The organism is Spirillospora sp. NPDC127506, assembly GCF_040302145.1.
Lineage (GTDB): Bacteria > Actinomycetota > Actinomycetes > Streptosporangiales > Streptosporangiaceae > Spirillospora.
Window position 1 is genome coordinate 15515 of record NZ_JBEORG010000037.1, and the last position, 22211, is coordinate 37725.

Below are 22211 nucleotides of genomic sequence, written 5' to 3' on the forward strand. Positions count from 1 at the left end.
CGACCCTATCCAATGACTCACGAGTAGCCCGACAGCGGCCGTGTGGGTTTTCACGGGTGATCCGGTCGTCCCCCGCCTGGGGGATTGCGCCGCTCCCACCCCTGCTGACGGCATTCGTCGATCATCACTACACTCGCCCTCCATGTGGCGCGGGTGGTCTGTCCTGGTGATCGGCGTGCTGCTCGCGTGCCTGCCCGCGCCCGCGGCGGCGGACCCGGTGGAGCGTGCCAAGCCGGTGAGCCGCGTCGACCGCATCGCCGCCGAGCTCCGCCGCGACCCCGTCTATGTGACCGATCACGCACCCCGGGCGCTGCCGGCGGACGCGGCCGACCGGATCAGGAAGGCGGTCACGCGGCTCGGCGTGCCCGCCTACGTCGCGGTGACGCCGACCATGCTCGTCGACCGGTACAGCTCCGAGGACCTCGTCCCGCTGCTGCACGACAGCCTCGGCCGTCCGGGCGTCTACATCGTGGCCGACCCGGGGAGCGCGCTGTTCTCCGCCGTCCAGTACGGGAACGCGACGCTTCCGGTGAAGGACGCGATGTTCGCCGCGACCTCGGAGTTGCCGATCGACGCGGGCGCGGTCGCGGCGATCGAGCGGTTCGTGGAGATCATCCTGTCCGGGCACGCCGCGGAGCGGCGCGAGAACGCGGGACCGCGGCCGAAGTCCAAGGTCCGCATCGAGCTGGAGGCCCGCGACCGGTCGGAGCGCGAGGCGAGCCGGAAGGAATGGACCGCGTTCGCCGCCGGCACCGCGCTGAGCGCCGTCGCGGTCCTCCTCCTGGCGCTGTGGCTGCGGAGGAGATCGGCGACCCGCGCCGCGCGCGCCAGAGCCGCACGGCTGGAGCTGGCACGGACCAAGAACGCACGGGCCAGGAAGCGGGTGAAGCGCCGGTGAACGCCATCGCCCGGATCCTGGTGACCGCTCTCGCCGTGACCGCGCCGCTGCTCGCGGCGGCTCCGGCGGCGGTGAGCGAGCCGGTCCCCGTCCCCTCCTACGCGCAGCACCGGCTGGACCGCGTCGCGGCGGCGCTCGCCGAGGACCCGCTCTTCGTCGACCCGGACATGGCGTCGGCGCTGGACGAGACCGGGCGCGCCCGCGTCCGCGCGGCGATGGAGTCGACCGCGCGCGCGACCGGCGCCCCCGTCTACGTGATCGTGATCCCCAACAAGAGCGAGTCGGAGAGCCAGGGCCGGGACGACGTGTTCCTGCACTGGATCCATGACCGGCTCGGCCGCGACGGCCTCTACCTGATGGTCAGCTCGTCCGCCTGGTTCGAGGCCAAGGCGTTCGGCGTGCCGCGCCGGCTGTGGTCCATCGACGACGACCGCGGGGAGCGTCCCGCCGACCCCGAGAACCGGTTCGCGGACCTGGCCGACCGGCTCGTCACCCGCCTCCAGATCATCGGGGACGCGCCGTCCGAGCCCCCGGAGACGCCCCGTCTCTACTCCTCGCCCGACCCGTTCGGCCACGAGCACACGCTGCGCCCGGTCGAACCCGAGACCAGGGCGCCCTTCCTCACCGGCCTGCTGCTCGCCGGCCCGTTCGCCGGGGCGACCCTGTACGGCGCCGGCCTGGGCGTCGCCGCGTACCGGCGCAGGCGCCGCACGCCCCGCACCGAAGCCGTCGAGCCCCAGCCCGGCGCGCCCGCCGAGCCGTCCGTGAAGTGGCTGCGCCGCACGGGCGGCAGGGAGCTCGACCGGCTGCGGGACGCGCTGGCCGGCAGCGAGGGCAACCCGGGCCGCGAGTACGCGGTGTCCGCCTACGACGTCGCGCAGATCCTCTACGACGACTCCGGCGACGACCCGGACCGGGCGCTGGACCTCGCCGGCGTGGTCGTGGTGGCGCGGCTCGGCCGGACGGCGCTCGCCGGCAAGACCGCGAGGCCCGCCCCGCCGTGCTTCGTCAACCCGCTGCACGGCGAGTCCGCGCAGCGCCGCCGGATGACGTCCGGGAAACGCCCCGTCTGCGCCGCCTGCGCCAATCGCCCCATGGCGGAGCTGGACCGGCGGACGCTGAAGGTCCCGGGCCCGGACGGGCCGCGACCGCACCACGCCGTCCCCGGGGTCTGGCAGGACACCGCGTTCGGCGGCGACCACCTGATCCCGCGCCTCCAGGAGTACCTCGGTGTCGAGTGAACCGTCCCCCGGCGAGCGGCTGGCCGCGGCGCTGCGGCGCTCCCCCGTCTACGTCGACCCGTCGGTGGCGTCCGCGCTGCCGCGCGCGGAGCGCCAACGGCTGATCGCCAAGTTCCGCAAGCTCCCCGTCCCCGTGTTCGTGATCCTCGTCCCGCTCGTGAAGGGCGGGACCTGGAGCGACGACGACCAGCTGGTGACGGTCGTCCACGCGAAGCTGAAGCGGGACGGCGTCTACATCACGTTCAGCGACATCGGGGACGACCTGCGGGCGAAGGAGTTCGGCGGCGACCATCAGGCGCGCGAGGCCGCCTGGGCGGTGTCCTTCGACCGCTCCTACCGGGACGCGCCGGTCTCGGCCCGCCTCGACCGGATCGCCGACCTCATGCTCTCCGGCAACGCCGAGAAGGAGTACGACCGCCTTTCAGCAGAGATCGACAAGCGCGCCGCGGAACGCCGCCCGGAACAGCGATCGAAAGACGAGAGCTCCCTTCTCCCCGGCGCACTGGGCGCGGCGGGCGCCGCCGCCGCCGGCGTCGCGGCCCTCCTCCTCTGGCGGCACCGCCGCTCGACGGCCGTCCACCGCGAGGGCAGCGCCCTCCTCCTGCCCCGCACGGTCTTCTCCACGGCCAGGCGAGCCAGCGAGGACCAGCTCCGCGAGCAGGCAGGGCACGAGGTCGTCGCGTTCGGCGAGCTCCTCGACGAAACCGACGTCCCCTCCGGCGAACGGACGGACGCCCTCCTGACCACGGCGCTGGACGCCTACCAGGCGGCGGGCAAGACCTTGGACGCGGCACGGGGCGTCCCCGACCTGGCCGGCGTCCTGGTCCTGCTCGACCGGGGCCGCGACGCCCTGGCCTCGGCCCAGTCGGTGGCGCGGGGCGGCCCGGAGATCCCGCACAGCCCGCTGTGCTTCTTCAACCCCTTGCACGGCGACGCGGCTTCGAAGATCGAATGGCGCCCGATCGGCTCCCGCCGCCGCCTCCGCGTGCACGCCTGCCGCGACTGCACCCGCGCCGCCCGCGCGAAGGAGACCCCCGACATCCTCATGGACCGCCGCGACGGCAGAGACGTCCCCTACTTCGAAGCAGACCCGACCCAAAGCGTCTGGGCGGAAACCGGCTACGGCCAACTGCGAGAAGACCTAGTACACCGAATCCTAAGAGGCGACCTGAACCGCAGCTGACAACACACCCGAACCGCACCGCCGCACAACCCCAACGCGTGAGAATCGCCTATGTCACCGATGCTTCCATGGGTGTCAAGCGCTGGCGGGTAGAGCGTTGTGCGCTGCGTTTGTGCTGGTGAGGGCTTTGAAGAGTTCACGGGCGTTTTGAGGCAGCGGATGATCTCTTTTTCGGACTTGCCCTGGGTGGTGCGGCGGGTGATCTAGGCGCGGGTCCGGGGACATGAGTCCATGCGGGGCAGCGCGATGGTGTTCCAGCGGAGTTGCCCCCTGGACCAACACGCCTCTTGGACGAGCACAATTCACACCCTCTTGGACCAGACCCGAGCCGTGGCCACCGACCGAAGCGAGCACCACGGGCAGGCACGCGGAGGGCGCTCTAGCGCCCGGAGCGGGCATGCCCGGCGACGCAGGCGACCGCAGCGACCCCACGCACGCCCGTCACAGGCACGACAGACCGCAACAAAGGAGCGAGGATCGCCTGCGTCGCTAACGGGGGGTTTGGGGGGTCGCCCCCCCAATGAACTACTGCAGCATTTCCGCCGTCAGGTTGGCTTCGGTGCCGGGGATGCCCTGGTCGGTGGCGCGTTTGTCGGCCATGGCGAGGAGGCGGCGGATGCGGCCGGCGATGGCGTCCTTGGTGAGGGGCGGGTCGGCGAGCTGGCCGAGTTCTTCGAGGGATGCCTGCTTGTGCTCCAGGCGGAGGCGGCCGGCTTTGACGAGGTGTTCGGGGGCGTCGTCGCCGAGGATTTCCAGGGCGCGGGCGACGCGGGCGCCGGCGGCGACGGCGGCGCGGGCGGAGCGGCGCAGGTTGGCGTCGTCGAAGTTGGCGAGCCGGTTGGCGGTGGCGCGGACTTCGCGGCGCATGCGGCGCTCTTCCCAGGCGAGGACGCTGTCGTGGGCGCCGAGCCGGGTGAGCAGGGCGCTGATGGCGTCGCCGTCGCGGACGACGACGCGGTCGACGCCGCGGACTTCGCGTGCCTTGGCGTGGATTTTGAGGCGGCGGGCGGCGCCGACGAGGGCGAGCGCGGCCTCGGGGCCGGGGCAGGTCACTTCGAGGGACATGGAGCGGCCGGGTTCGGTGAGGGAGCCGTGCGCGAGGAACGCGCCGCGCCAGGCGGACTCGGCGTCGCAGGCGGCGCCGGCGACGACGTGCCGGGGCAGGCCGCGGACGGGCCGGCCGTTGTTGTCGATGAGGCCGGTCTGCCGGGCGAGGGACTCGCCGTCGCGGAAGACGCGGACGACGTAGCGGTTGCCCTTGCGCAGGCCGCTCGGCGCGAGCACGACGACTTCTGAGGTGTGCCCGAACACTTCCGCGATGTCCTTGATGAGGCGCCGCGCCGCGACGCCGGTGTCGATCTCGGCCTCGATCACGATGCGCCCGCTGACCAGGTGCAGGCCGCCCGCGAACCGCAGCAGCGTCGAGACCTCGGCCTTGCGGCAGCACGGCTTCATGACCGTGAGCCTGCTCAGCTCGTCCTTGACCACACCGGTCATCGCCATCTGATGAACCCTCCCCCTATCGAACTTCCAGCAGTGTGGCCGATCCCGGCCCCGCAGGAGGTCACTCGGTGAATATCTTGTCGAAGGCTTGGGCCAGGCGGGCGGGTTCATGACGCGGCGAGCCGTCGTCGGCGGCGACGTCGGCGAGGATGAGCCGCGCACCGAGGGTCTGCGCCGCCTTGTCGAGCGCGCCCGGGTCGTCCACGACTCCGCGGTCGGCGATGACGACGTCGACGCGCAGGTCGGGGGCGTGCGCCTGGAGGACCTCCAGGTGGGTCTGCGGCGAGAAGTCGTCGGTCTCGCCGGGCTGCGGCGCGAGGTTGAGCGCGACAGCGCGGCGGGCGCGGGCGGTGGTGAGGGCGCGGGCCAGCGCGGGCACTTTGAGGTGCGGCAGGACGCTGGTGAACCAGGAGCCGGGGCCGAACACGATCCAGTCGGCCTCTTCGACGGCGGCGAGCGCCTCGGGGCAGGCGGGCGGGTCGGCGGGGACGAGCGACACGCCGAGCACGCTGCCGGGCGTCATGGCGCACGCGACCTGCCCTTTGACGTGGGTGATGTCGTCGGGGCGGGACGGGTCGGCGCCGCGCACCTCGGCGACGATGTCCAGGGGGACGGCCGCCATGGGCAGGACGCGGCCGTGCGCGCCGAGCAGCCGGCCGACCCAGTCGAGGCCGGCGACGGTGGAGCCGGCGGCGTCGCCGCCGCCGAGGAGTTCCCACAGCGCGACGATGAGGAGGTTGCCGACGGCGTGGCCTTTCAGGTCGCCTTCGCTGCGGAACCGGTGCTGGACGACGTCCCGCCAGGTCTGGCCCCATTCGTCGTCGCCGCAGAGGGCGGCGAGCGCCATCCGCAGGTCGCCGGGCGGCAGCACACCGAGTTCGCGGCGGAGCCGCCCGCTGGAGCCGCCGTCGTCGGCGACGGTGACGATCGCGGTCAGCCGGTCGGTGACGCGGCGCAGCGCGGAGAGCGAGGCGTAGAGGCCGTGGCCTCCGCCGAGCGCGACGACCTTGGGGCCCGCCGCCGGGCCGGGGTGCTTCACCGTGCCGTGTCTCTCCTCGTCCGGGAGCCGCGGATGGTCATTCGCGGCCGAGGTCACGGTGGGCGACCTGCACCTCGATGCCCTCGTCCCGCAGCCGGGCGGCGATCTGCTCCGCCATGGCCACACTACGGTGTTTTCCGCCGGTGCATCCCACGGCGAGCGTCACGTAATGCTTGCCCTCGCGCTCGTACCCCTCGGAGAGCAGCCGCAGGACCTCGGAGTAGGCGTCCAGGAACTCCTTGGCGCCGCGCTGCCCGAGGACGTAGTCGCGGACGGCGGCGTCGCGGCCGGTCTTCGGCCGCAGCTCCGGCACCCAGTGCGGGTTCGGCAGGAACCGGCAGTCGACGACGAGGTCGGCGTCGACCGGCAGACCGTACTTGTAGCCGAACGACACGACGGTGGCGCGCAGGCTGGACTCGCCGGTGTCGTTGCCGAAGAACCCGATGATCTTGTTGCGCAGCTCGTGCACGTTGAGCCCGCTGGTGTCGATGACCAGGTCGGCCTCGGCGCGCACCTCGCGGACCAGTTCGCGTTCGCGGGCGATGCCGTCGACCAGGCGTCCGTCGCCCTGCAGCGGATGGGGGCGGCGGACGCTCTCGAACCGGCGCACGAGGTCGGCGTCGCTCGCCTCCAGGAACACCACGCGGGGGTGGACGCCGCGCGCCTCCAGCTCGGCGATCGAGGAGTGCAGGTCCTCGGTGAACGCGCGGCTGCGGACGTCCACGACGACGGCGATGCGGGGCACCGCGTCCTTCACCCGGCCGCCGAGGTCGGCCATCGTGGCGAGCAGGCCGGGCGGCAGGTTGTCGACCACGAACCAGTCGAGGTCCTCCAGGGACTTGGCCGCGGTGCTGCGGCCCGCCCCCGACATGCCGGTGACGATCACGATGTCCGGGATCTTGGTCTCGCTGCTCATGCCCGTCTCCCCCTGTGCTCCCCGTCGCCCGTGCCCGAGTGCTCGCGCGCCGGGACCGTACCGCCGTGCAGCGCCGCGACGATGCTCTCGGCGCTGCGCATGCCGATGCCCGGGACCTCGGCGACCTGCTCGGGCGTCGCCTCCTTCAGCCGCTTGAGGGAGCCGAAGTGCTTCAGCAGCGCCGCGCGCCGCGCCGGGCCCAGACCCGGAACGCTATCGAGTTCGCTGACCGTCATGGACTTGGACCGCCGCTGGCGGTGGAAGGTGATGGCGAAGCGGTGCGCCTCATCACGTACCCGCTGGACGAGGAACATCCCCTCGCTGTTGCGCGGCAGGACGACGGGGTCGTCCTCGCCGGGGAGCCACAGCTCCTCCAGCCGCTTGGCGATGCCGCACACCGCGATGTCGTCGATGCCGAGCTCGTCGAGGGCGCGCTGCGCGGCGGCGACCTGCGGCGGGCCGCCGTCGACGATCACCAGGTTGGGCGGGTAGGCGAACTTGCGCGGCCGGCCGGTCTCGGGGTCGATCGGCTGGTGCGCGCCCTCCTCCGTGTCATTCCGGGGGGACGACCCCCCAGACCCCCCGGCAACCGCCTCCGTGTCATTCTGGGGGGACGACCCCCCAGACCCCCCGGCAACCGCCTCCGTCACATCCTGGGGGGACGACCCCCCAGACCCCCCGGCAACCGCCTCATGGGGTTCGCCGAGCTGGTCGAGCTCGCCCGTCTTCTCGCTCTCGGCGAGGTAGCGGCGGAACCGGCGGGTGATCACCTCGTGGATGGAGCGGACGTCGTCCTGCCCCTCGACCGCCTTGATCGTGAACCGGCGGTACTCGCTCTTGCGGGCGAGGCCGTCCTCGAACACGACCATGGACGCGACCACGTTCGTGCCCTGCAGGTTGGAGACGTCGTAGCACTCGATGCGCAGCGGCGCCTCGTCCAGCTCCAGGGCGTCCTGGATCTCCTGCAGCGCGCGGCTGCGGGTGGTGAGGTCGGACGCGCGGCGCGTCTTGTGCTGCTTGAGCGCCTCGTGGGCGTTGCGCGCGACGGTCTCCAGCAGGGCCTTCTTGTCGCCCCGCCGCGGGACGCGCAGCCGCACCGGCCCGCCGCGCTGCTCGGACAGCAGCTCGGCCATGGCGTCCTCGTCGGGCGGCAGCGCGGGGACGAGGACCTCGCGCGGCACCGACTCGCTCTCGCTGTAGATCTGGATGAGGAAGTTCTCCACGAGGTCGCCGGTGGTGACCTCCTCGACCTTGTCGACGACCCAGCCGCGCTGCCCGCGGATGCGGCCGCCGCGCACGTAGAACACCTGGACGGCCGCCTCCAGCTCGTCCTCGGCGAAGGCGATCATGTCGCAGTCGGTGCTGTCGGGCAGGACGACGGCCTGCTTCTCCAGCGCGCGCTCCAGCGCGCGGATGTCGTCGCGGAGCCGGGCGGCGCGCTCGTACTCCTGGGACGCGGCGGCCTCCCGCATGTCGCGTTCGAGGCGCTTGATGAACCGGGAGGTGTTGCCCGCCATGAAGTCGCAGAAGTCCTCGGCGAGGAGGCGGTGCTCCTCCGGGGAGACGCGGCCGACGCACGGCGCGGAGCACTTGCCGATGTAGCCGAGCAGGCAGGGGCGGTCGAGCTGGTGCTGGCGCTTGAACACCCCGGCGCTGCACGTCCGGACGGGGAACACCCGCAGCAGCTGGTCGACGGTCTCGCGGATCGCCCAGGCGTGCGAGTACGGCCCGAAGTAGCGCACGCCCTTGCGCTTCGCGCCCCGCATGACCATCACCCTCGGGAACTCCTCGTTCAGGGTGACGGCGAGGTACGGGTAGGACTTGTCGTCGCGGTAGCGGACGTTGAACCGGGGGTCGAACTCCTTGATCCAGGAGTACTCCAGCTGGAGGGCCTCGACCTCGGTGGCGACGACCGTCCAGTCGACCCGGGCGGCGGTCTGCACCATCGTCTGCGTGCGCGGGTGCAGCGAGGAGAAGTCGGCGAAGTAGGAGTTGAGGCGCGAGCGCAGGTTCTTCGCCTTGCCCACGTAGATGACCCGGCCGTGCTCGTCGCGGAAGCGGTACACCCCGGGGGACTCCGGGATCGAGCCCGGTGCGGGTCGGTAGGTCGCCGGATCTGCCACGCTCAGAAGACTAGTGGGCCGGACCGACACGCCGTGCTCCCGCTTCCGGGAAGGCGTCGTGACCGCGCAGGGTGACATAGATCTCCCTTCATGGTCGGATGACAGCAAAGCGCATGGAAAAGGAGGGTCGAACGGAGCTTTCCGACCAGCCGAGGAGGTCGTTCCGCGCATGTCGGCGCTGTGGGCATGGGTCGTCCTCGCGGGCGTCGTCGCCACGTCCGCGATCGTCGTCGAGGCGGGCCGGCGGCTGCTCGCCGGCCGGCTGGCGCACCGCTGGCCGGGCGCGGGCCGGGTCGCCCGCCGCGTCGCCGCGCCCGCGTTCGCGTTCGCGGCGGTCGTCAGCGCCAACGCCGCGATGCCGTACCAGCTGCTGCACGGCCAGGCGGACGGCGCCGTCCGGCACGCGCTGCGGATCGCCGCGATCGGCGCCACGACCTGGCTGGTGCTGCGCATCGGCTACGCGCTGAGCGACCCGCCGCTGGAGCGGCTGATGCACATCGAGGGCGAGCGGAACCGGCGGGCCCGCCGCGCCCGCACGCAGATGCTGCTGGTGCGCCGGATCACCGCCGTGGTGATCGTGATCCTGGCGGTGGGCGCCGCGCTGTTCACCTTCCCGAGCGTGCGGGCGATCGGCGCGGGGGTGCTCGCCTCGGCGGGCGTCGCCGGGCTGGTCGTCGGCATCGCCGCCCGCCCCACGCTCGGCAACCTGCTCGCCGGGCTGCAGCTCGCGTTCAGCGACGCGCTGCGGCTGGACGACATCGTGGTCACGCAGGGCACCTGGGGGCGGGTCGAGGAGCTGACGCTGTCCTACGTGGTGCTGCGGCTGTGGGACGACCGCCGGATGATCTTCCCGGTGTCGCATTTCACCGAGCAGCCGTTCGAGAACTGGACCCGGCACTCCAGCCGCCTGCTCGGCTCGGTGGAGCTGCACGTGGACTGGACGGTGCCGGTCGACGAGCTGCGCGCCGAGCTGTACTCGGCGCTGCAGGACAACCCGCTGTGGGACCGGCGCGAGTGGGTGCTGCAGCTCGTGGAGACCCGGCCGAACGGGCTGGTGACGCTGCGCGCGCTGGTGAGCGCCGCCGACTCGGCGAGCACCTGGGACCTGCGCTGCGACGTGCGCGAGCATCTCGTCGCCTACATCCGCGACCACTATCCGCACGCGATCCCCCGTTTCCGCGTCGGGGAGGAGCAGGTCGCCGGCGGGGCGGCCGCGTCCCCGGACGGCGCCGGGCCGTCCGCGGACGGGGCAGCGTCGTCCGCGGACGGGTCCGCCCCCGGCCGGGGCTCGCAGGCGGCGGGCGGAGCCTCGGCCGGCGTGAACGCCCCCGAGGACCCCGACGGCGCACCGGACGACTCCGGCGGCGCGCCGACCGCCCGGCGCGGGGACGGCCCGGCGCCGCCGAAGTCGCTCAGGCGAGCATGATCTTCCCGCCCTGGACGGTGACGTTCTTCTTCTCCAGCGGCTCGTCCGCGGGCGGGTTCACCACCGAGCCGTCGCTGATGTCGAACTTGCTGCCGTGGCACGGGCAGTTGATCGTGCCGCCGGACACCGAGCCGACGCTGCAGCCGCGGTGGGTGCAGTTCGCGGAGAACGCCGTGAACCGGCCCTGCTGCGGCTGGCAGACGACGACCTCGGCGTCCTCGAAGACCTTGCCGCCGCCGACCGGGATGTCGGCGGCCGCGGCGAGGGCCCCGCCGGACCCGCCGCCCGAGCCGGCGCCGCCGGAGCCGCTCGACCCGCCGGACCCGGCGTCGTCGCCGGACCCCCCGCACGCGGCCGCCAGCCCGGCCACGCCCGCGAGACCCGCGCCGACGAGCAGCGCCCGGCGGCCGGGAGCGTTCCCCGGTTCCCGCTCCGTCCCGTCCGGCTTCGTCTCGGACCCCTGTGGCATGCTCGCCCCTCCGGTGACATGTCTCGGTTCATCCGTCACCGGGGAACACGGACCGGCCGCCGAGATGGTTCAAACCGGAACCAAATCAGGTGACGACGATGCCGCCGTTCCGCACCTGGACCGGGTACTCCAGCAGCGGCTTGTCCGCCGGGCCCTTCGCCACCGACCCGTCCGCGATCTTGAATTCGCTGCCGTGGCACGGGCAGTGGATGATCCCGTCCCGGACGCTGCCGACCGTGCAGCCCTGGTGGGTGCAGACCGCGGTGAACGCCTTGAAGTCGCCCTGGGCCGGCTGGGTGACGACGACCTTCTCGTCCCCGTAGATCTTCCCGCCGCCGACGGGCACGTCCGCGGCCTTCGCGATCTGCTTGCCCTTCAGGTCGGCGGCGGACTTGGCCCCGCCCCCGCTCCCGCTGCCGCATCCGGCGATGACTGCGGCGCCGACGGCCCCGGCGCAGCCGCACAGCACGGCGCGCCGCCCGATCCCCCCGTCCCCGGCCGCCCGGGGCATCACGTTCTCTCCCATGGCCCCCATCTTGGTGGACGGCTCCGGGGACGCCGCACCGGCCCCTAGCCGAGGATCTTCTTGAGGAACTGGCCGGTGTGGCTGGCCTCGACCCGGGCGACCTCCTCGGGGGTGCCGGTTGCGACGACCGTGCCGCCCCTCGACCCGCCCTCGGGCCCCATGTCGATGATCCAGTCGGCGGTCTTGATGACGTCGAGGTTGTGCTCGATGACGATGACCGTGTTGCCCTTGTCGACCAGGCCGTTCAGGACGCCGAGGAGCTTGCGGATGTCCTCGAAGTGGAGGCCGGTGGTCGGCTCGTCCAGCACGTAGATGGTGCGGCCGGTGGAGCGCTTCTGCAGCTCGGAGGCCAGCTTGACGCGCTGCGCCTCGCCGCCGGACAGCGTCGGGGCGGGCTGGCCGAGCCGGACGTAGCCGAGCCCGACGTCGTTGAGCGTCTTCAGGTGCCGGTGGATCGCCTTGATCGGCTCGAAGAACTCGGTGGCCTGCTCGATCGGCATGTCGAGCACCTCGGAGATCGTCTTGCCCTTGTAGTGGACCTCCAGCGTCTCCCGGTTGTAGCGGGCGCCGTGGCACACCTCGCACGGGACGTAGACGTCCGGCAGGAAGTTCATCTCGATCTTGATGGTGCCGTCGCCGGAGCAGTTCTCGCAGCGGCCGCCCTTGACGTTGAAGGAGAACCGGCCCGGCTGGTAGCCGCGCACCTTCGCCTCGGTGGTCTGCGCGAACAGCTTGCGGATGTGGTCGAACACGCCGGTGTAGGTCGCCGGGTTCGACCGCGGGGTGCGGCCGATCGGCGACTGGTCGACATGGACGACCTTGTCGAGCTGGTCGACGCCGTTGACGCGCCTGTGCTTGCCGGGGACGGTCTTCGCCCCGTTCAGCTTCTTGGCCAGCGCGTTGTAGAGGATGTCGTTGACCAGGGTCGACTTGCCCGACCCGGACACGCCGGTCACGGCGGTGAGGACGCCGAGCGGGAACGCCACGTCGACGTCGCGCAGGTTGTTCTGCTGGGCGCCCTTGACGGTGACCTCGCGGCCCTTCGTGCGCGGCCGGCGGATCTCCGGGACGGCGATCTCACGCCGCCCGTCGAGGTAGGCGCCGGTCAGCGAGCGCTCGGACTTCTTCAGGTCGTCGACGGTGCCGGACACGACGATCTCACCGCCGTGCTCGCCCGCGCGGGGGCCGATGTCGACGACCCAGTCGGCCGCCGTGATGGTGTCCTCGTCGTGCTCGACGACGATGAGCGTGTTGCCCATGTCGCGGAGCCGGAGCAGCGTCTCCAGCAGCCGGTGGTTGTCGCGCTGGTGCAGGCCGATGGACGGCTCGTCCAGCACGTACAGCACGCCGACCAGGCCGGAGCCGATCTGCGTGGCGAGCCGGATGCGCTGCGCCTCCCCGCCGGCCAGCGTCGCGGACGCCCGGTCGAGCGTCAGGTAGTCGAGGCCGACGTCCAGCAGGAACCCGAGCCGGGCGTTGATCTCCTTGAGGACGCGCTCGGCGATGTGCCTCTCGCGCTCGTTCAGCTCCAGCGCGAGGAGGAACTTGGCGGCCTCGCCGATCGGCATCGCGGCGACCTCGGCGATCGACATCCCGCCCATGGTGACGGCCAGCACGACCGGCTTGAGCCGGGCGCCCTCGCACGTCGGGCACGGGATCTCCCGCATGTAGCCCTCGAACCGCTCGCGGCTGGAGTCGCTCTCGGACTCGGCGTGCCGCCGCTGGATGTAGGGGATCACGCCCTCGTAGGCGGTGTAGTACGACCTCGTCCGCCCGTAGCGGTTCTTGTACCGCACGTGGACCTGGGTCTCGTGCCCGTTGAGGATGGCCTTGCGGGCTTTGGCGGGCAGCTTGTACCAGGGGGTGTTGAGGTCGAACCCCATGGCGTCGCCGAGCGCGGACAGCAGCCGCAGGAAGTAGTCGCTCACGTGCCCGTTGGACCACGGCTGGATCGCGCCCTCGCCGAGGGTCAGCTCCTCGTCGGGGACGACGAGCTCGGGGTCGACCTCCATGCGCGTCCCCAGCCCGGTGCAGTCGGGGCAGGCGCCGTAGGGCGAGTTGAACGAGAACGACCGGGGCTCCAGCTCCTCGAACGACAGGTCGTCGTAGGGGCAGTAGAGGTGCTCGGAGTACATCCGGGTGCGGTTCTCGTCGTTCTCGTCGAGGTCGACGAAGTCGAGGACGATCGTGCCGCCCGCGAGCCCGAGCGCCGTCTCCACCGAGTCGGCGAGCCGCTGCCGGGCGGAGTCCTTCACCGAGAGCCGGTCGACCACGACGGAGATGTCGTGCTTCTCCTGCTTCTTCAGCTTGGGCGGCTCGTCCAGCCGGATCATCTGCCCGTCGACGAGCGCCCGCGAGTACCCCTTGGACTGCAGCTCGCGGAACAGCTCCAGGTACTCGCCCTTGCGCCCGCGGATCACCGGCGCGAGCACCTGGAAGCGCGTGCCGGGCTCCAGCTCCAGCACCCGGTCGACGATCTGCTGCGGCGCCTGCCGGCTGATCGGCCGGCCGCACTCGGGGCAGTGCGGGTGCCCGATCCGCGCGTAGAGGAGCCGCAGGTAGTCGTACACCTCGGTGATCGTCCCGACCGTCGACCGCGGGTTCTTGCTGGTCGATTTCTGGTCGATCGACACCGCCGGGGACAGCCCCTCGATGAAGTCGACGTCGGGCTTGTCCATCTGCCCGAGGAACTGCCGCGCGTACGCCGACAGCGACTCCACGTACCGGCGCTGGCCCTCGGCGAAGATGGTGTCGAACGCCAGGCTGGACTTCCCGGACCCCGACAGACCGGTGAACACGATCATGGAGTCCCGCGGGAGGTCGAGCGAGACGTCCTTCAGGTTGTGCTCGCGTGCTCCACGCACGATGAGTCGGTCATGCACGGCGTACTTCCGGTTCCTCTTCTGGGGCGCGGTGGTGGGCAGAGACGGCCCGGTCTCAGGCTAGCCACGGGGTACGACAGAATCCCCCGACTCCTTAACGGCGGCGCCCGCCACCGCATTTCATGAAGCTACCCGCCCGTCCCGGACGGTCCGGACGACACTCCCGCACCGTACACGTGTTCGAACACCGCCCGCCACCGCAACACCGGATCCGCCCCTCGCCCGGCCGCTCCCCTCCTACCGGGGGGTCGGCGAACTTCGTCGTGGTGCTGCGGGCGCGGGACGGGCGCATCGTGCACTGGCGCGAGTACCAGGACCGCGCCGCGATCGCCGAGGCCCTGGCCTGAGCCGGCCGCCGCCCGGGCCGCCCGGCTACCCGTCGTCGAGGGCGAAGTCGAGGTAGCGGTCGGCGGAGCGGCGGACGGCGTTCTTGCCGTCGGTGTAGACGATCTTCCGCCACCAGGCGCCGTACACGCGGTCGAAGTCGTAGGGCTCCAGGAGGCGGAGGGCCCGCCGCACGATGCGCGGCCGTTCCGGGATGTGGTTCGGGTAGCTGTACATGAAGCTGACCCAGTCGCGGTCCTGGACGACCGTCAGGATGTCGCCGGAGAACAGGGCGCGGGCGTCCCGCCAGTGCAGCACCTGGCCGCCCTCGAAGTGGACTCCCGCGTTGATCAGCGTCAGGCCGTCGGCGATGGAGTGGGTCTCGCCCTCCCAGAAGACGACCGCGTCGTCCGGGCGGGCCACCCACCGGCGGTCGGCCTCGTGGATGTACACGGGCGCGTCGAACGCGTGCGCCCACTCGATCATCGAGCCGTAGAAGTGCGGATGGCTGATCGCGATCGCGGACACGCCGCCGAGGTCGTTCACCTGGCGGATCACGTCGTCGTCGATGTAGGTGACCATGTCCCACAGGACGTTGCCGGACGGGGCGCGCAGCAGCAGGGCGCGCTGGCCGATGGCGGTGGACGGCTCGGCGCCGATCCCGACGACGTCCGGGCCCTCCTCGGCGATCCGCCCCCGGTGGCGGGACCGCAGTTCCTCCAGCGTCGTCCATCTCTGGCCGTCCCAGCCGACGTACTGGCGCTCGTCCTCGCAGATGGGGCAGTCGGCGCGCGGTCCGCCGTACTGGACGCCGCACGTCGCGCAGATCGGAAGGTCCATGATCGCCATGCTGGCACGGGACGGCGCGGTGCGACAGGATGGAGGGTCGTTTCCGGCCGAGGAGGGGCAATGGACTGGCGGGACGTGATCGGCGAGCTGGAGGCGGGCACGGAGCGGGTCGCGGGGACGCTGTCCAAGCTCACCGGGGAGGAGCTGCGCGCCCCGTCGGCGCTGCCCGGATGGAGCCGCGGGCATGTCGCCGCCCATATCGCCCGCAACGCCGACTCCCTGTGGAACCTCCTCGAATCGGCCCGCACCGGCGTGGAGATCCCGCAGTACCCGAGCCTGGAAAGGCGCAACGCCGACATCGAGGCGGGCGCCGGGCGGAGCGGCGAGGAGCTGGCCGCCGACGTGCGCGACACCGCCGCGCGGTTCGCCGAGCTCGCCGGCGCGCTGCCCGAGGACGCCTGGAACGCTCCGGTGAAGGCGATGGGCGGCTGGCCGCACCCCGCCTGGTACACGGTGTTCCGCCGGTGGAACGAGGTGGAGGCGCACCACGTCGACCTCGCCGCCGGGTACGGTCCCGCCGACTGGCCGGAGCCCTACGTCCGGTGGTCGTCGGCCGCGACGCTGGCGGACATGGCGGCGCTGCCGGAGGAGCAGCGCGGCGGGCTGGCCGGCTACCGGATCACCGCGACCGACTACGGCGAGGCCGCCGATCTCGGCTGGACGGCGGGCGGCCCTGAGGCGTCCGGTTCGGGCCGGGCGCTGCTCGGCTGGCTGAGCGGCCGCACGGACGGCTCGGGCGTGCACGTCCGCCCGGAGGCGCCGCTGCCGGCGCCGCCGCCGTGGCCGCACCGCCCGGCCGGGTTCTAGCCGGGTCCTAGTCGTCGCGCGCGAGGCGGCGCAGCCCGTCGGTCGAGCGGACGGAGATCGCGTTGCGGGCGACGGTCAGCCCGCCGCGCAGCGGTTCGGCGGCGAGGATCTGCGCGACCTTCCGCCGCCCCATCCCCGCCCAGCGGCCGAGGTCCTGCTGGGACATCGGCACCTGGACGTGGACTCCCTCCTCCGTCCCGCCGCCGGGCCGCTCCCGCTTGACCGGGGCGCCGAACCGCGCGACCAGGCGCAGGATCCGGGAGGCGAGGCGGCGCTCGGGGTCGTCGGGGAAGTGGGCGACGCGCAGGTCGTTGGAGTCGCGGAGCCGCTCGGCGAGGACGGCGGCGACGGCCCAGACCGCCCCGGGGTGGGCGTCCAGGACGCCGCGGAACCGGGCGGCGGGCAGCACCAGCGCCTCCACCCGGGTCAGCGCCTCGACGTTGGCGTGCCGGATGCCGCCGTCGGCCGCCTCCACCTCGCCCACCAGGTCGCCCGGCCCGAGGACGTCGAGGATGGCGGTCTCGCCGTCCCGGTCCACCCAGACCTTCACCGCGCCGGCGCGCAGCACGAAGACCTGGGACGCGCGGGTGTGCTCGCGCATCAGGAACGCCCCCGGCCTGATCACCACCGGGGCCCCGGCTCCGCGCAGCGCCTCCCGGGCGCGCGGGCTCAGCGCGTCCCAGAACCGGGTGGTCTCCATCCCGCCTCCTCAGCGGACCCGGCCGGGCCGGGGCCGCGACCCTCGCTGATCACGGTGTCACCGTCCAGTGAACGCGGCGCCGCGCCGACTGACCAGACCATCCTCCGGCCCCCGGCCCGCGGTCGACCGGTCCGGGCGGCCCGGCGCGGGGGCCGGGCGGTCACATGTCGAGCGATCTCTCGGATTCGAGGAGGTTGTCGAGAGCGCGGACGCGCCGGACGCAGTCCGCCGCGGCGGCCCGGTCGCCGAGCGCGAGGTGCGACGCGCCCAGCAGCTCCAGCGCCTGCCGCAGCCCCCGCCGGTCGTCCACCTCCCGGCGGATGGCGATCTCGGCCTCGACGTGCTCCACCGCGCGGGCGTGCTTGCCGAGCAGCTGCGCCGCGCGCGCCATCGTGTGCAGCGCGTGCGCCTGCTCGCGGGCCGCGCCCAGCTCGGCGGCCAGGTCGAGGGCGCGCCGCCCGGTCTGCAGGGCGTCGTCGGCGCGGCCGAGGTCGAGGTGGATGACGGCGAGGTGGACGAGGCCGTTCGCCTCGCCGTGCCGGTCGCCGACGTCGCCGAGGTAGCCGAGCGCGTCCAGCTCGTGGGCGAGGGCCTCCTCGGGGCGCCCGGCGCGGCGCAGCACGGCGGCGAGGGTGTCCAGCCCGACGCCGAGTCCGTACCAGTCGCCGCCCGACCTGCGCAGGTGCAGCGCCTGCCGGGCCGCCCGCTCGGCCTCCGCGGTCAGGCCGAGCCAGGAGTAGGTGCGGGCGAGGCTGCCGAGCGTGCCCGCCATGCCGCCGCGCGCGCCGAGCCGCCCCCACAGGTCGAGGGCCTCCAGGCCGAGGACGAACGCCTCCTGGGGGCGGCCGAGCCGGCGCATCACGACCGACAGCTGCTCCAGGTCGTTGGCCTCGCCGTGCTGGTCGCCGATCTCGCGGCGGATCTCCAGCGCCCGCAGCAGGTGCTCGCGCGCCTCCCGGTACCGGCCGAGCCGCCAGTGGACGACCCCGATCTGCGCGAGCGCCTCGGCCTCGCCGTGCCGGTCGCTGATGTCGCGGTGCAGCCGCAGCGCCTCCCCGCAGTAGGTGAACGCCTCGGCGAACTTCGACGATTCGCACATCAGCATCCCGAGCGTGGTCAGGGCGCGCGCCTCCCCGTGGCGTCCGCCCAGGGCGCGGTAGGTGCGCAGCGCCTGCTCGGCGTCCCGCTGCGCCATGTCGCGCAGGCCGAGCGCGGCGTTCATCCGCGCGAGCTCGGTCATCGCGAGGGCGGCGCCGTGCATGTCCGCGAGCTCCTGCCGGATGGACAGCGCCTCCAGCGCGTGCGTCACCGCCTCGTGGACGTTCCCCTGGCGGCGGTGCACCCCGGCCACGGTGATCAGCGTCTCGGCCACGCCCGCCTGGTCCTCGATCCGGCGCCGGACGGCGAGCGCCGTCGCCGCGTGCTCCAGCGCCGTCTCGTAGTCGCCCAGGCCGAGGTGGGCGCGGGCGAGGGTGCTGCGGCTCTTGGCCACTCCCGCGTCGTCCCCCAGTTCCTCGTGGACGGCCAGGGAGCGGCCCGCGTGGTCGATCGCCGTCAGGTAGCGGCCCAGCGCGACGTGCACGTCGGCGAGCGTCGCGAGCGTGGCCGCCTCCCCGTACCGGTCGGGCGGGTCGGCGGCGCGGAAGGCGCGCCGCGCGTCCTCCCCGTAGCCGATGGCCTCGACGGAGCCGCCCAGCTCGAAGTGCGCCACCGCCAGGTTGTGCAGCATCACGGCGGCCGCCGCCCAGTCCTCCTCGGTGCGGGCGGCGTGCAGGCCCGCCCGCTGGACGGCGATGTTGTCCTCGCTGTAGCGGCGGAACTGCTGGAAGTCGAACAGCGCGTCGGCGAGCTCCCAGCAGGTGCGCTGCAGGCCGAGCCGGGCGGCCTGGTGGACGGCGGCGACCAGGTTGCGCCGCTCGGCCTCGAACCAGGCGAGGGCCGCCGCGCGCTCCGCCGCGGACGGGCGGCCGCGCGCCGCGCCCCGGCGCGCCGCGCCCCGGTGGGCGGTGGGGCGGGGCCGCCCCGGCAGCGCGGCGCCGGCCTCCCGGGCCTCGGCGAGGTAGCCGGCCAGCAGCCGGCGCTGCGCCGCGTGGAGCTCGCCGTCGGAGTCCTCCCCGAGGCCGCGTTCGCGGGCGAACTCGCGCAGCAGGTCGTGCATGCGGTAGCGGTCCGGGCCGACGTCCTGCACCAGGTACGCCTGGCGCAGCCCCTCCAGGCATTCGCGGGCCTCCTCCACCGTCCGGTCCTGGAGGGCGGCGAGGGCGGCGGGGGTGAAGTCGGGGCCGGCGACCAGCCCGAGCCTGCGGAACGCCTCCCGCTGGTCGCGGCGCAGGCTCCGGTAGGCGACGTCGAAGGTCGGGTCGACGACGGCGCTCAGCCCCGGCGCGGCCGTGCCGGGGGCCGGGGCGCCGGTCGCGTCCCGGGCGGCCAGCTCCCGGACGGTCCCGGCGATGGACTCGGCCGGGTTCTCGGCCAGCCGGCCGGCGATGACGCCGAGCGCCAGCGGCAGGTACCCGCATTCGCGGGCCAGCTCCACGATCGCCTTCTCCTCGTCCCGGACGCGCGCGTCCCCGGGACCGAGGACGCCCGCGATGAGGTCGACGGCCTCCTGCGTCGCCATCTCCCGCAGCTCCAGCGTCCGGACGTCGGCGCCGTCCAGCAGCGCGGGCAGCCGCCGCCGGCTCGTCACCACCACCAGCCCGGACTCGACCGCCGCGACCAGCGGCCTGACCTGCTCAGGCTGCACCGCGTTGTCGAGGACGAGCAGCATCCGGCGGTCGCCCAGCAGCGACCGGCACTGCGCCGCCAGCTCGTCCTCGGTGCGCGGGAGCTGGTCGCCGGGGACGCCCGCCGCGCGCAGCACCTGCCCCATCGCCTCCGCGGGGGTGACCGGGCTGCGGGTCGTGCCGCGCAGGTCGGCGAACAGCACGCCGTCGGGGAACCGGTCGGCGACGCGGTGCGCCCAGTGCACCGCCAGCGTCGTCTTGCCGACGCCCGCCATGCCCTGCACGACCACCGCGCGCGGCCGCACGGACTGGCCGACCAGCAGGTCCAGCTTGCTGAGGCTGACCGCACGGCCGGCGAAGAACGGGTTGTCGGCGGGCAGCCGCGCCGCGGGCGGCCGGCCGCCGGGCGGCACCAGGCGCACCGGCTCGCGCGCCGCGATCGCGGCCTCCCCCGCCGGCTCGGCGGCGGGTGAGGCCGGCTCGGCGCCGGGGGCGGGCCACTCGTCCCCCCACGGGCTCGCCGCGCGGCGCAGCCGCTCGATGTCCAGCACGGTCAGCGGGCGGGGCCGCTCGTGCAGGATGCCCTTGGCCCGCCACGACCGGAACCAGCGCACCAGCGTCTCGCGGGAGATCCCCGCCCAGTTCGCCAGCTCGGCCTGGCTGAGCTTCAGCGGGATGCGCGTCTCGTCCCCGGCGCCCGGCTCGCCGAACCGGTGCGCCAGCTCCAGCAGGTGGTAGGCGAGCCGCTGCGGATGGTCGGCCGCCCGCACCGCGTGCCGGCGGCCGCCGAACGTGACGCTCTCGGAGATCGCGTGCATCATCGCCTCGGCGACCCGCGGGCTCGCCGCCAGCAGGCTGCGGAACGTGGCGCGGTCCACCCGCAGCGCCGCGACGTGGTCGAGCGCGGCGACGGTGCCGCGCTGCGGGTGCCCCCACGGGCCGAGGTAGCCGACCAGGTCCCCCGGCCCGAACAGGTCGATGATCGACTCGTCCCCGTCGCTGGAGTCGACGAACTCCTTCGCCACCGCGTTTCCGGCCGCGCGCGGCGACGCCTTGAACAGCACGAACACGGCCGGCGCGACCGACCCCTGGTGGCACAGCATCCCGCCGGGCGGGACGTCGGCGCGCCGGCCCATGGCGCGCAGGGCCTGCCGGTCGGTGGGGTCGAGCCGGTCCCAGAAGCTGCCCGGCCGCACGTCCGGCACGTGCTCGATGCGTACGGGGTCGGTCAATCCGGTCACCCTCCCGCCATCGCCGCCGCCAGCGTCCAGAAGAGGAACAGCACGGAGGTCGCCACCGCCCACGCGACGGCCTGCCAGGACAGCTCGCCGCAGCGGTGCGCCGCCGCCAGCAGCCGGCGCAGCTCCGCGTCGCGGACCCGGTCGTCCAGCGCGACCGCGGACCCGAACGGCGTCCACGGCACGCCCGGGTCGAGGGGCGCGCCGGTCCGGCCGCGCACCTCGCCGAGCACCGACACCAGCGTGCGGCGCGACCGGACCGCGTATCCGGCCGAGATCGCGAACGACCCGGCGAGCACCGGCAGCAGCGCCAGCGCGGGGAGGCCGGGCAGCCCGGCCGCGAGCCGGGACACGGTCCCGGCGAGCACGAGGGCGAGGAACACCGCGGCGATGGCGGAGTCCCGGCCGCAGAGCCGGACCAGCGCGCAGGCGTGCCCGAGGAGGTCCTCCGGCTGCTCCCTGCCCGGTCCGGGACGGAATGCGGTCACCAACGCTTCACCGTCCTCACGGGTCGGACCTGATCTTCCATTTCCCATGCTGCAGCGGCAAGGCGGGATTTTCCGTCCGCGCGCGCACGCTTCGGCTGCGTCTGGTGACTCATTCTCCGGCCGCGCCCCGGCCGTCCCGGCCCGTGCGATGGTGGAAGATGGTCTAGCCTGCGCACTACCGACGGGGAGGACCCATGACCTACACCGGGAACGTCGAGACCGGCGGGCGTCCCGACGTCCGGGAGCTTCCCGGGCTGTCGGTCACGAAGGTGAGCGTCGGCCCGTACGACAACAACGCCTACATCCTGCGCTGCACCGCGACGGGCGAGCAGCTGCTCATCGACGCGGCGAACGAGGCGTCCCGGCTGCTGGAGCTCATCGGCGACGGCCCCCTCGCGCGCATCGTCACCACGCACCGCCACCAGGACCACTGGATGGCGCTGAGCGAGGTGGTGCGCGCGACCGGCGCCCCAGTCTCCGCCCACCCCCGCGACGCCGAGCCGCTGCCCGAGCCGGTCGCCGAACCCGTCGAGCACGGCGACACCGTCCGCTTCGGGCGGGTGTCCCTCGGCGTCATCCACCTGCGCGGGCACACGCCCGGCTCGATCGCGCTGCTGTACGACGCGGGCGGCGAGCTCGCGGACCGCCCGCACCTGTTCACCGGCGACAGCCTCTTCCCCGGCGGCGTCGGCAACACCTGGGGCGACGCCGCCCGGTTCAAGCAGCTCCTCGCCGACGTCGAGGAACGCGTCTTCGACCGGCTCCCCGACGCGACCTGGTTCTACCCCGGCCACGGCAAGGACTCCACGCTCGGCCGCGAGCGGCCGTCCCTCCCGGAGTGGCGCGAACGGGGCTGGTGACTCCGCGGGCGCG

At 73.5% G+C, this 22211-nt stretch carries 18 protein-coding genes; 7 read left to right on the forward strand and 11 right to left on the reverse strand.

Annotated elements, in window-relative coordinates; translation table 11 throughout:
* Positions 1 to 142: 142 nt before the first annotated feature.
* The 3 genes from ABTW95_RS28205 to ABTW95_RS28215 are packed head-to-tail and all read left to right on the forward strand — an operon-like array spanning position 143 to position 3322.
* Entirely contained in the window at positions 143 to 898 is a 756-nt protein-coding gene (locus tag ABTW95_RS28205) for a hypothetical protein (protein ID WP_500227852.1), read from the forward strand.
* Positions 895 to 2139, forward strand: a complete 1245-nt coding sequence (locus tag ABTW95_RS28210; protein WP_500227853.1) for a hypothetical protein — start codon at positions 895 to 897, stop codon at positions 2137 to 2139. The genes ABTW95_RS28205 and ABTW95_RS28210 overlap by 4 nt, the downstream gene beginning before the upstream one ends.
* Complete coding sequence (locus tag ABTW95_RS28215; RefSeq protein ID WP_396452851.1) at positions 2129 to 3322, forward strand: hypothetical protein; 1194 nt, start codon at positions 2129 to 2131, stop codon at positions 3320 to 3322. The genes ABTW95_RS28210 and ABTW95_RS28215 overlap by 11 nt, the downstream gene beginning before the upstream one ends.
* Positions 3323 to 3847: 525 nt before the next feature.
* Here the strand turns inward: ABTW95_RS28215 and whiA are convergent.
* From whiA to uvrC, 4 genes are all read right to left on the reverse strand, one after another.
* Positions 3848 to 4825 (reverse strand): DNA-binding protein WhiA, encoded by a 978-nt coding sequence (whiA, locus tag ABTW95_RS28220; protein ID WP_396452671.1) that lies wholly within the window; start codon positions 4823 to 4825, stop codon positions 3848 to 3850.
* A gap of 61 nt (positions 4826 to 4886) precedes the next feature.
* Positions 4887 to 5864: a gluconeogenesis factor YvcK family protein gene (locus ABTW95_RS28225; RefSeq protein WP_396452669.1), complete on the reverse strand. Its 978-nt coding sequence runs from the start codon at positions 5862 to 5864 to the stop codon at positions 4887 to 4889.
* A gap of 37 nt (positions 5865 to 5901) precedes the next feature.
* Positions 5902 to 6780: an RNase adapter RapZ gene (gene rapZ, locus ABTW95_RS28230; protein ID WP_396452667.1), complete on the reverse strand. Its 879-nt coding sequence runs from the start codon at positions 6778 to 6780 to the stop codon at positions 5902 to 5904.
* The gene (gene uvrC, locus ABTW95_RS28235) at positions 6777 to 8903 is read right to left on the reverse strand and encodes an excinuclease ABC subunit UvrC (protein WP_500227854.1); all 2127 of its coding nucleotides are present in this window, start codon (positions 8901 to 8903) and stop codon (positions 6777 to 6779) included. The genes rapZ and uvrC overlap by 4 nt, the downstream gene beginning before the upstream one ends.
* Before the next feature lie 169 nt (positions 8904 to 9072).
* Here uvrC and ABTW95_RS28240 point away from each other — a divergent pair, with 169 nt between their 5' ends.
* Positions 9073 to 10329 (forward strand): mechanosensitive ion channel family protein, encoded by a 1257-nt coding sequence (locus ABTW95_RS28240; RefSeq protein ID WP_396454536.1) that lies wholly within the window; start codon positions 9073 to 9075, stop codon positions 10327 to 10329.
* Here the strand turns inward: ABTW95_RS28240 and ABTW95_RS28245 are convergent.
* The 3 genes from ABTW95_RS28245 to uvrA form a co-directional block, all read right to left on the reverse strand.
* Positions 10316 to 10798, reverse strand: coding sequence for a Rieske (2Fe-2S) protein (locus ABTW95_RS28245; RefSeq protein WP_500227855.1), 483 nt, complete (start codon positions 10796 to 10798; stop codon positions 10316 to 10318). The genes ABTW95_RS28240 and ABTW95_RS28245 overlap by 14 nt on opposite strands.
* Before the next feature lie 85 nt (positions 10799 to 10883).
* Positions 10884 to 11324, reverse strand: coding sequence for a Rieske (2Fe-2S) protein (locus tag ABTW95_RS28250; protein ID WP_500227856.1), 441 nt, complete (start codon positions 11322 to 11324; stop codon positions 10884 to 10886).
* A gap of 44 nt (positions 11325 to 11368) precedes the next feature.
* Positions 11369 to 14206, reverse strand: coding sequence for an excinuclease ABC subunit UvrA (gene uvrA / locus ABTW95_RS28255; protein WP_396454537.1), 2838 nt, complete (start codon positions 14204 to 14206; stop codon positions 11369 to 11371).
* Between the two features lie 176 nt (positions 14207 to 14382).
* On the opposite strand from uvrA, the gene ABTW95_RS28260 reads away from it, so the two are divergent.
* The gene (locus ABTW95_RS28260; RefSeq protein ID WP_396450966.1) at positions 14383 to 14553 is read left to right on the forward strand and encodes a nuclear transport factor 2-like protein; all 171 of its coding nucleotides are present in this window, start codon (positions 14383 to 14385) and stop codon (positions 14551 to 14553) included.
* A gap of 25 nt (positions 14554 to 14578) precedes the next feature.
* Here ABTW95_RS28260 and ABTW95_RS28265 read toward each other — a convergent pair whose 3' ends face one another.
* Positions 14579 to 15370 (reverse strand): MBL fold metallo-hydrolase, encoded by a 792-nt coding sequence (locus tag ABTW95_RS28265; RefSeq protein WP_396450967.1) that lies wholly within the window; start codon positions 15368 to 15370, stop codon positions 14579 to 14581.
* 69 nt (positions 15371 to 15439) lie between these two features.
* Between ABTW95_RS28265 and ABTW95_RS28270 the strand changes: the two genes are divergently transcribed.
* Positions 15440 to 16186 (forward strand): maleylpyruvate isomerase family mycothiol-dependent enzyme, encoded by a 747-nt coding sequence (locus ABTW95_RS28270; RefSeq protein ID WP_500227857.1) that lies wholly within the window; start codon positions 15440 to 15442, stop codon positions 16184 to 16186.
* A 7-nt stretch (positions 16187 to 16193) separates the two neighbouring features.
* On the opposite strand, the gene ABTW95_RS28275 is transcribed toward ABTW95_RS28270, so the two are convergent.
* The 3 genes from ABTW95_RS28275 to ABTW95_RS28285 all read right to left on the reverse strand — a co-directional run bounded on the left by ABTW95_RS28275 (position 16194) and on the right by ABTW95_RS28285 (position 21338).
* The gene (locus ABTW95_RS28275) at positions 16194 to 16886 is read right to left on the reverse strand and encodes a Crp/Fnr family transcriptional regulator (protein WP_396454539.1); all 693 of its coding nucleotides are present in this window, start codon (positions 16884 to 16886) and stop codon (positions 16194 to 16196) included.
* A gap of 160 nt (positions 16887 to 17046) precedes the next feature.
* On the reverse strand, positions 17047 to 20844 hold the full coding sequence (locus ABTW95_RS28280; RefSeq protein ID WP_500227858.1) for a tetratricopeptide repeat protein: 3798 nt from the start codon (positions 20842 to 20844) through the stop codon (positions 17047 to 17049).
* Positions 20845 to 20849: 5 nt separating this feature from the next.
* Entirely contained in the window at positions 20850 to 21338 is a 489-nt protein-coding gene (locus ABTW95_RS28285; protein WP_396450975.1) for a hypothetical protein, read from the reverse strand.
* 194 nt (positions 21339 to 21532) lie between these two features.
* On the opposite strand from ABTW95_RS28285, the gene ABTW95_RS28290 reads away from it, so the two are divergent.
* Positions 21533 to 22198: an MBL fold metallo-hydrolase gene (locus ABTW95_RS28290; RefSeq protein ID WP_396450976.1), complete on the forward strand. Its 666-nt coding sequence runs from the start codon at positions 21533 to 21535 to the stop codon at positions 22196 to 22198.
* The last annotated feature ends 13 nt before the right edge of the window (positions 22199 to 22211 follow it).

Excerpts from the sequence above, each read along its gene's own strand:
- ABTW95_RS28205 (WP_500227852.1), top strand. The coding sequence starts at position 143 with ATGTGGCGCGGGTGGTCTGTCCTGGTGATCGGCGTGCTGCTCGCGTGC.
- whiA (WP_396452671.1), bottom strand. The coding sequence starts at position 4,825 with ATGGCGATGACCGGTGTGGTCAAGGACGAGCTGAGCAGGCTCACGGTC.
- rapZ (WP_396452667.1), bottom strand. The coding sequence starts at position 6,780 with ATGAGCAGCGAGACCAAGATCCCGGACATCGTGATCGTCACCGGCATG.
- ABTW95_RS28240 (WP_396454536.1), top strand. The coding sequence starts at position 9,073 with ATGTCGGCGCTGTGGGCATGGGTCGTCCTCGCGGGCGTCGTCGCCACG.
- ABTW95_RS28245 (WP_500227855.1), bottom strand. The coding sequence starts at position 10,798 with ATGCCACAGGGGTCCGAGACGAAGCCGGACGGGACGGAGCGGGAACCG.
- ABTW95_RS28250 (WP_500227856.1), bottom strand. The coding sequence starts at position 11,324 with ATGGGAGAGAACGTGATGCCCCGGGCGGCCGGGGACGGGGGGATCGGG.
- ABTW95_RS28265 (WP_396450967.1), bottom strand. The coding sequence starts at position 15,370 with ATGGACCTTCCGATCTGCGCGACGTGCGGCGTCCAGTACGGCGGACCG.
- ABTW95_RS28270 (WP_500227857.1), top strand. The coding sequence starts at position 15,440 with ATGGACTGGCGGGACGTGATCGGCGAGCTGGAGGCGGGCACGGAGCGG.
- ABTW95_RS28275 (WP_396454539.1), bottom strand. The coding sequence starts at position 16,886 with ATGGAGACCACCCGGTTCTGGGACGCGCTGAGCCCGCGCGCCCGGGAG.
- ABTW95_RS28290 (WP_396450976.1), top strand. The coding sequence starts at position 21,533 with ATGACCTACACCGGGAACGTCGAGACCGGCGGGCGTCCCGACGTCCGG.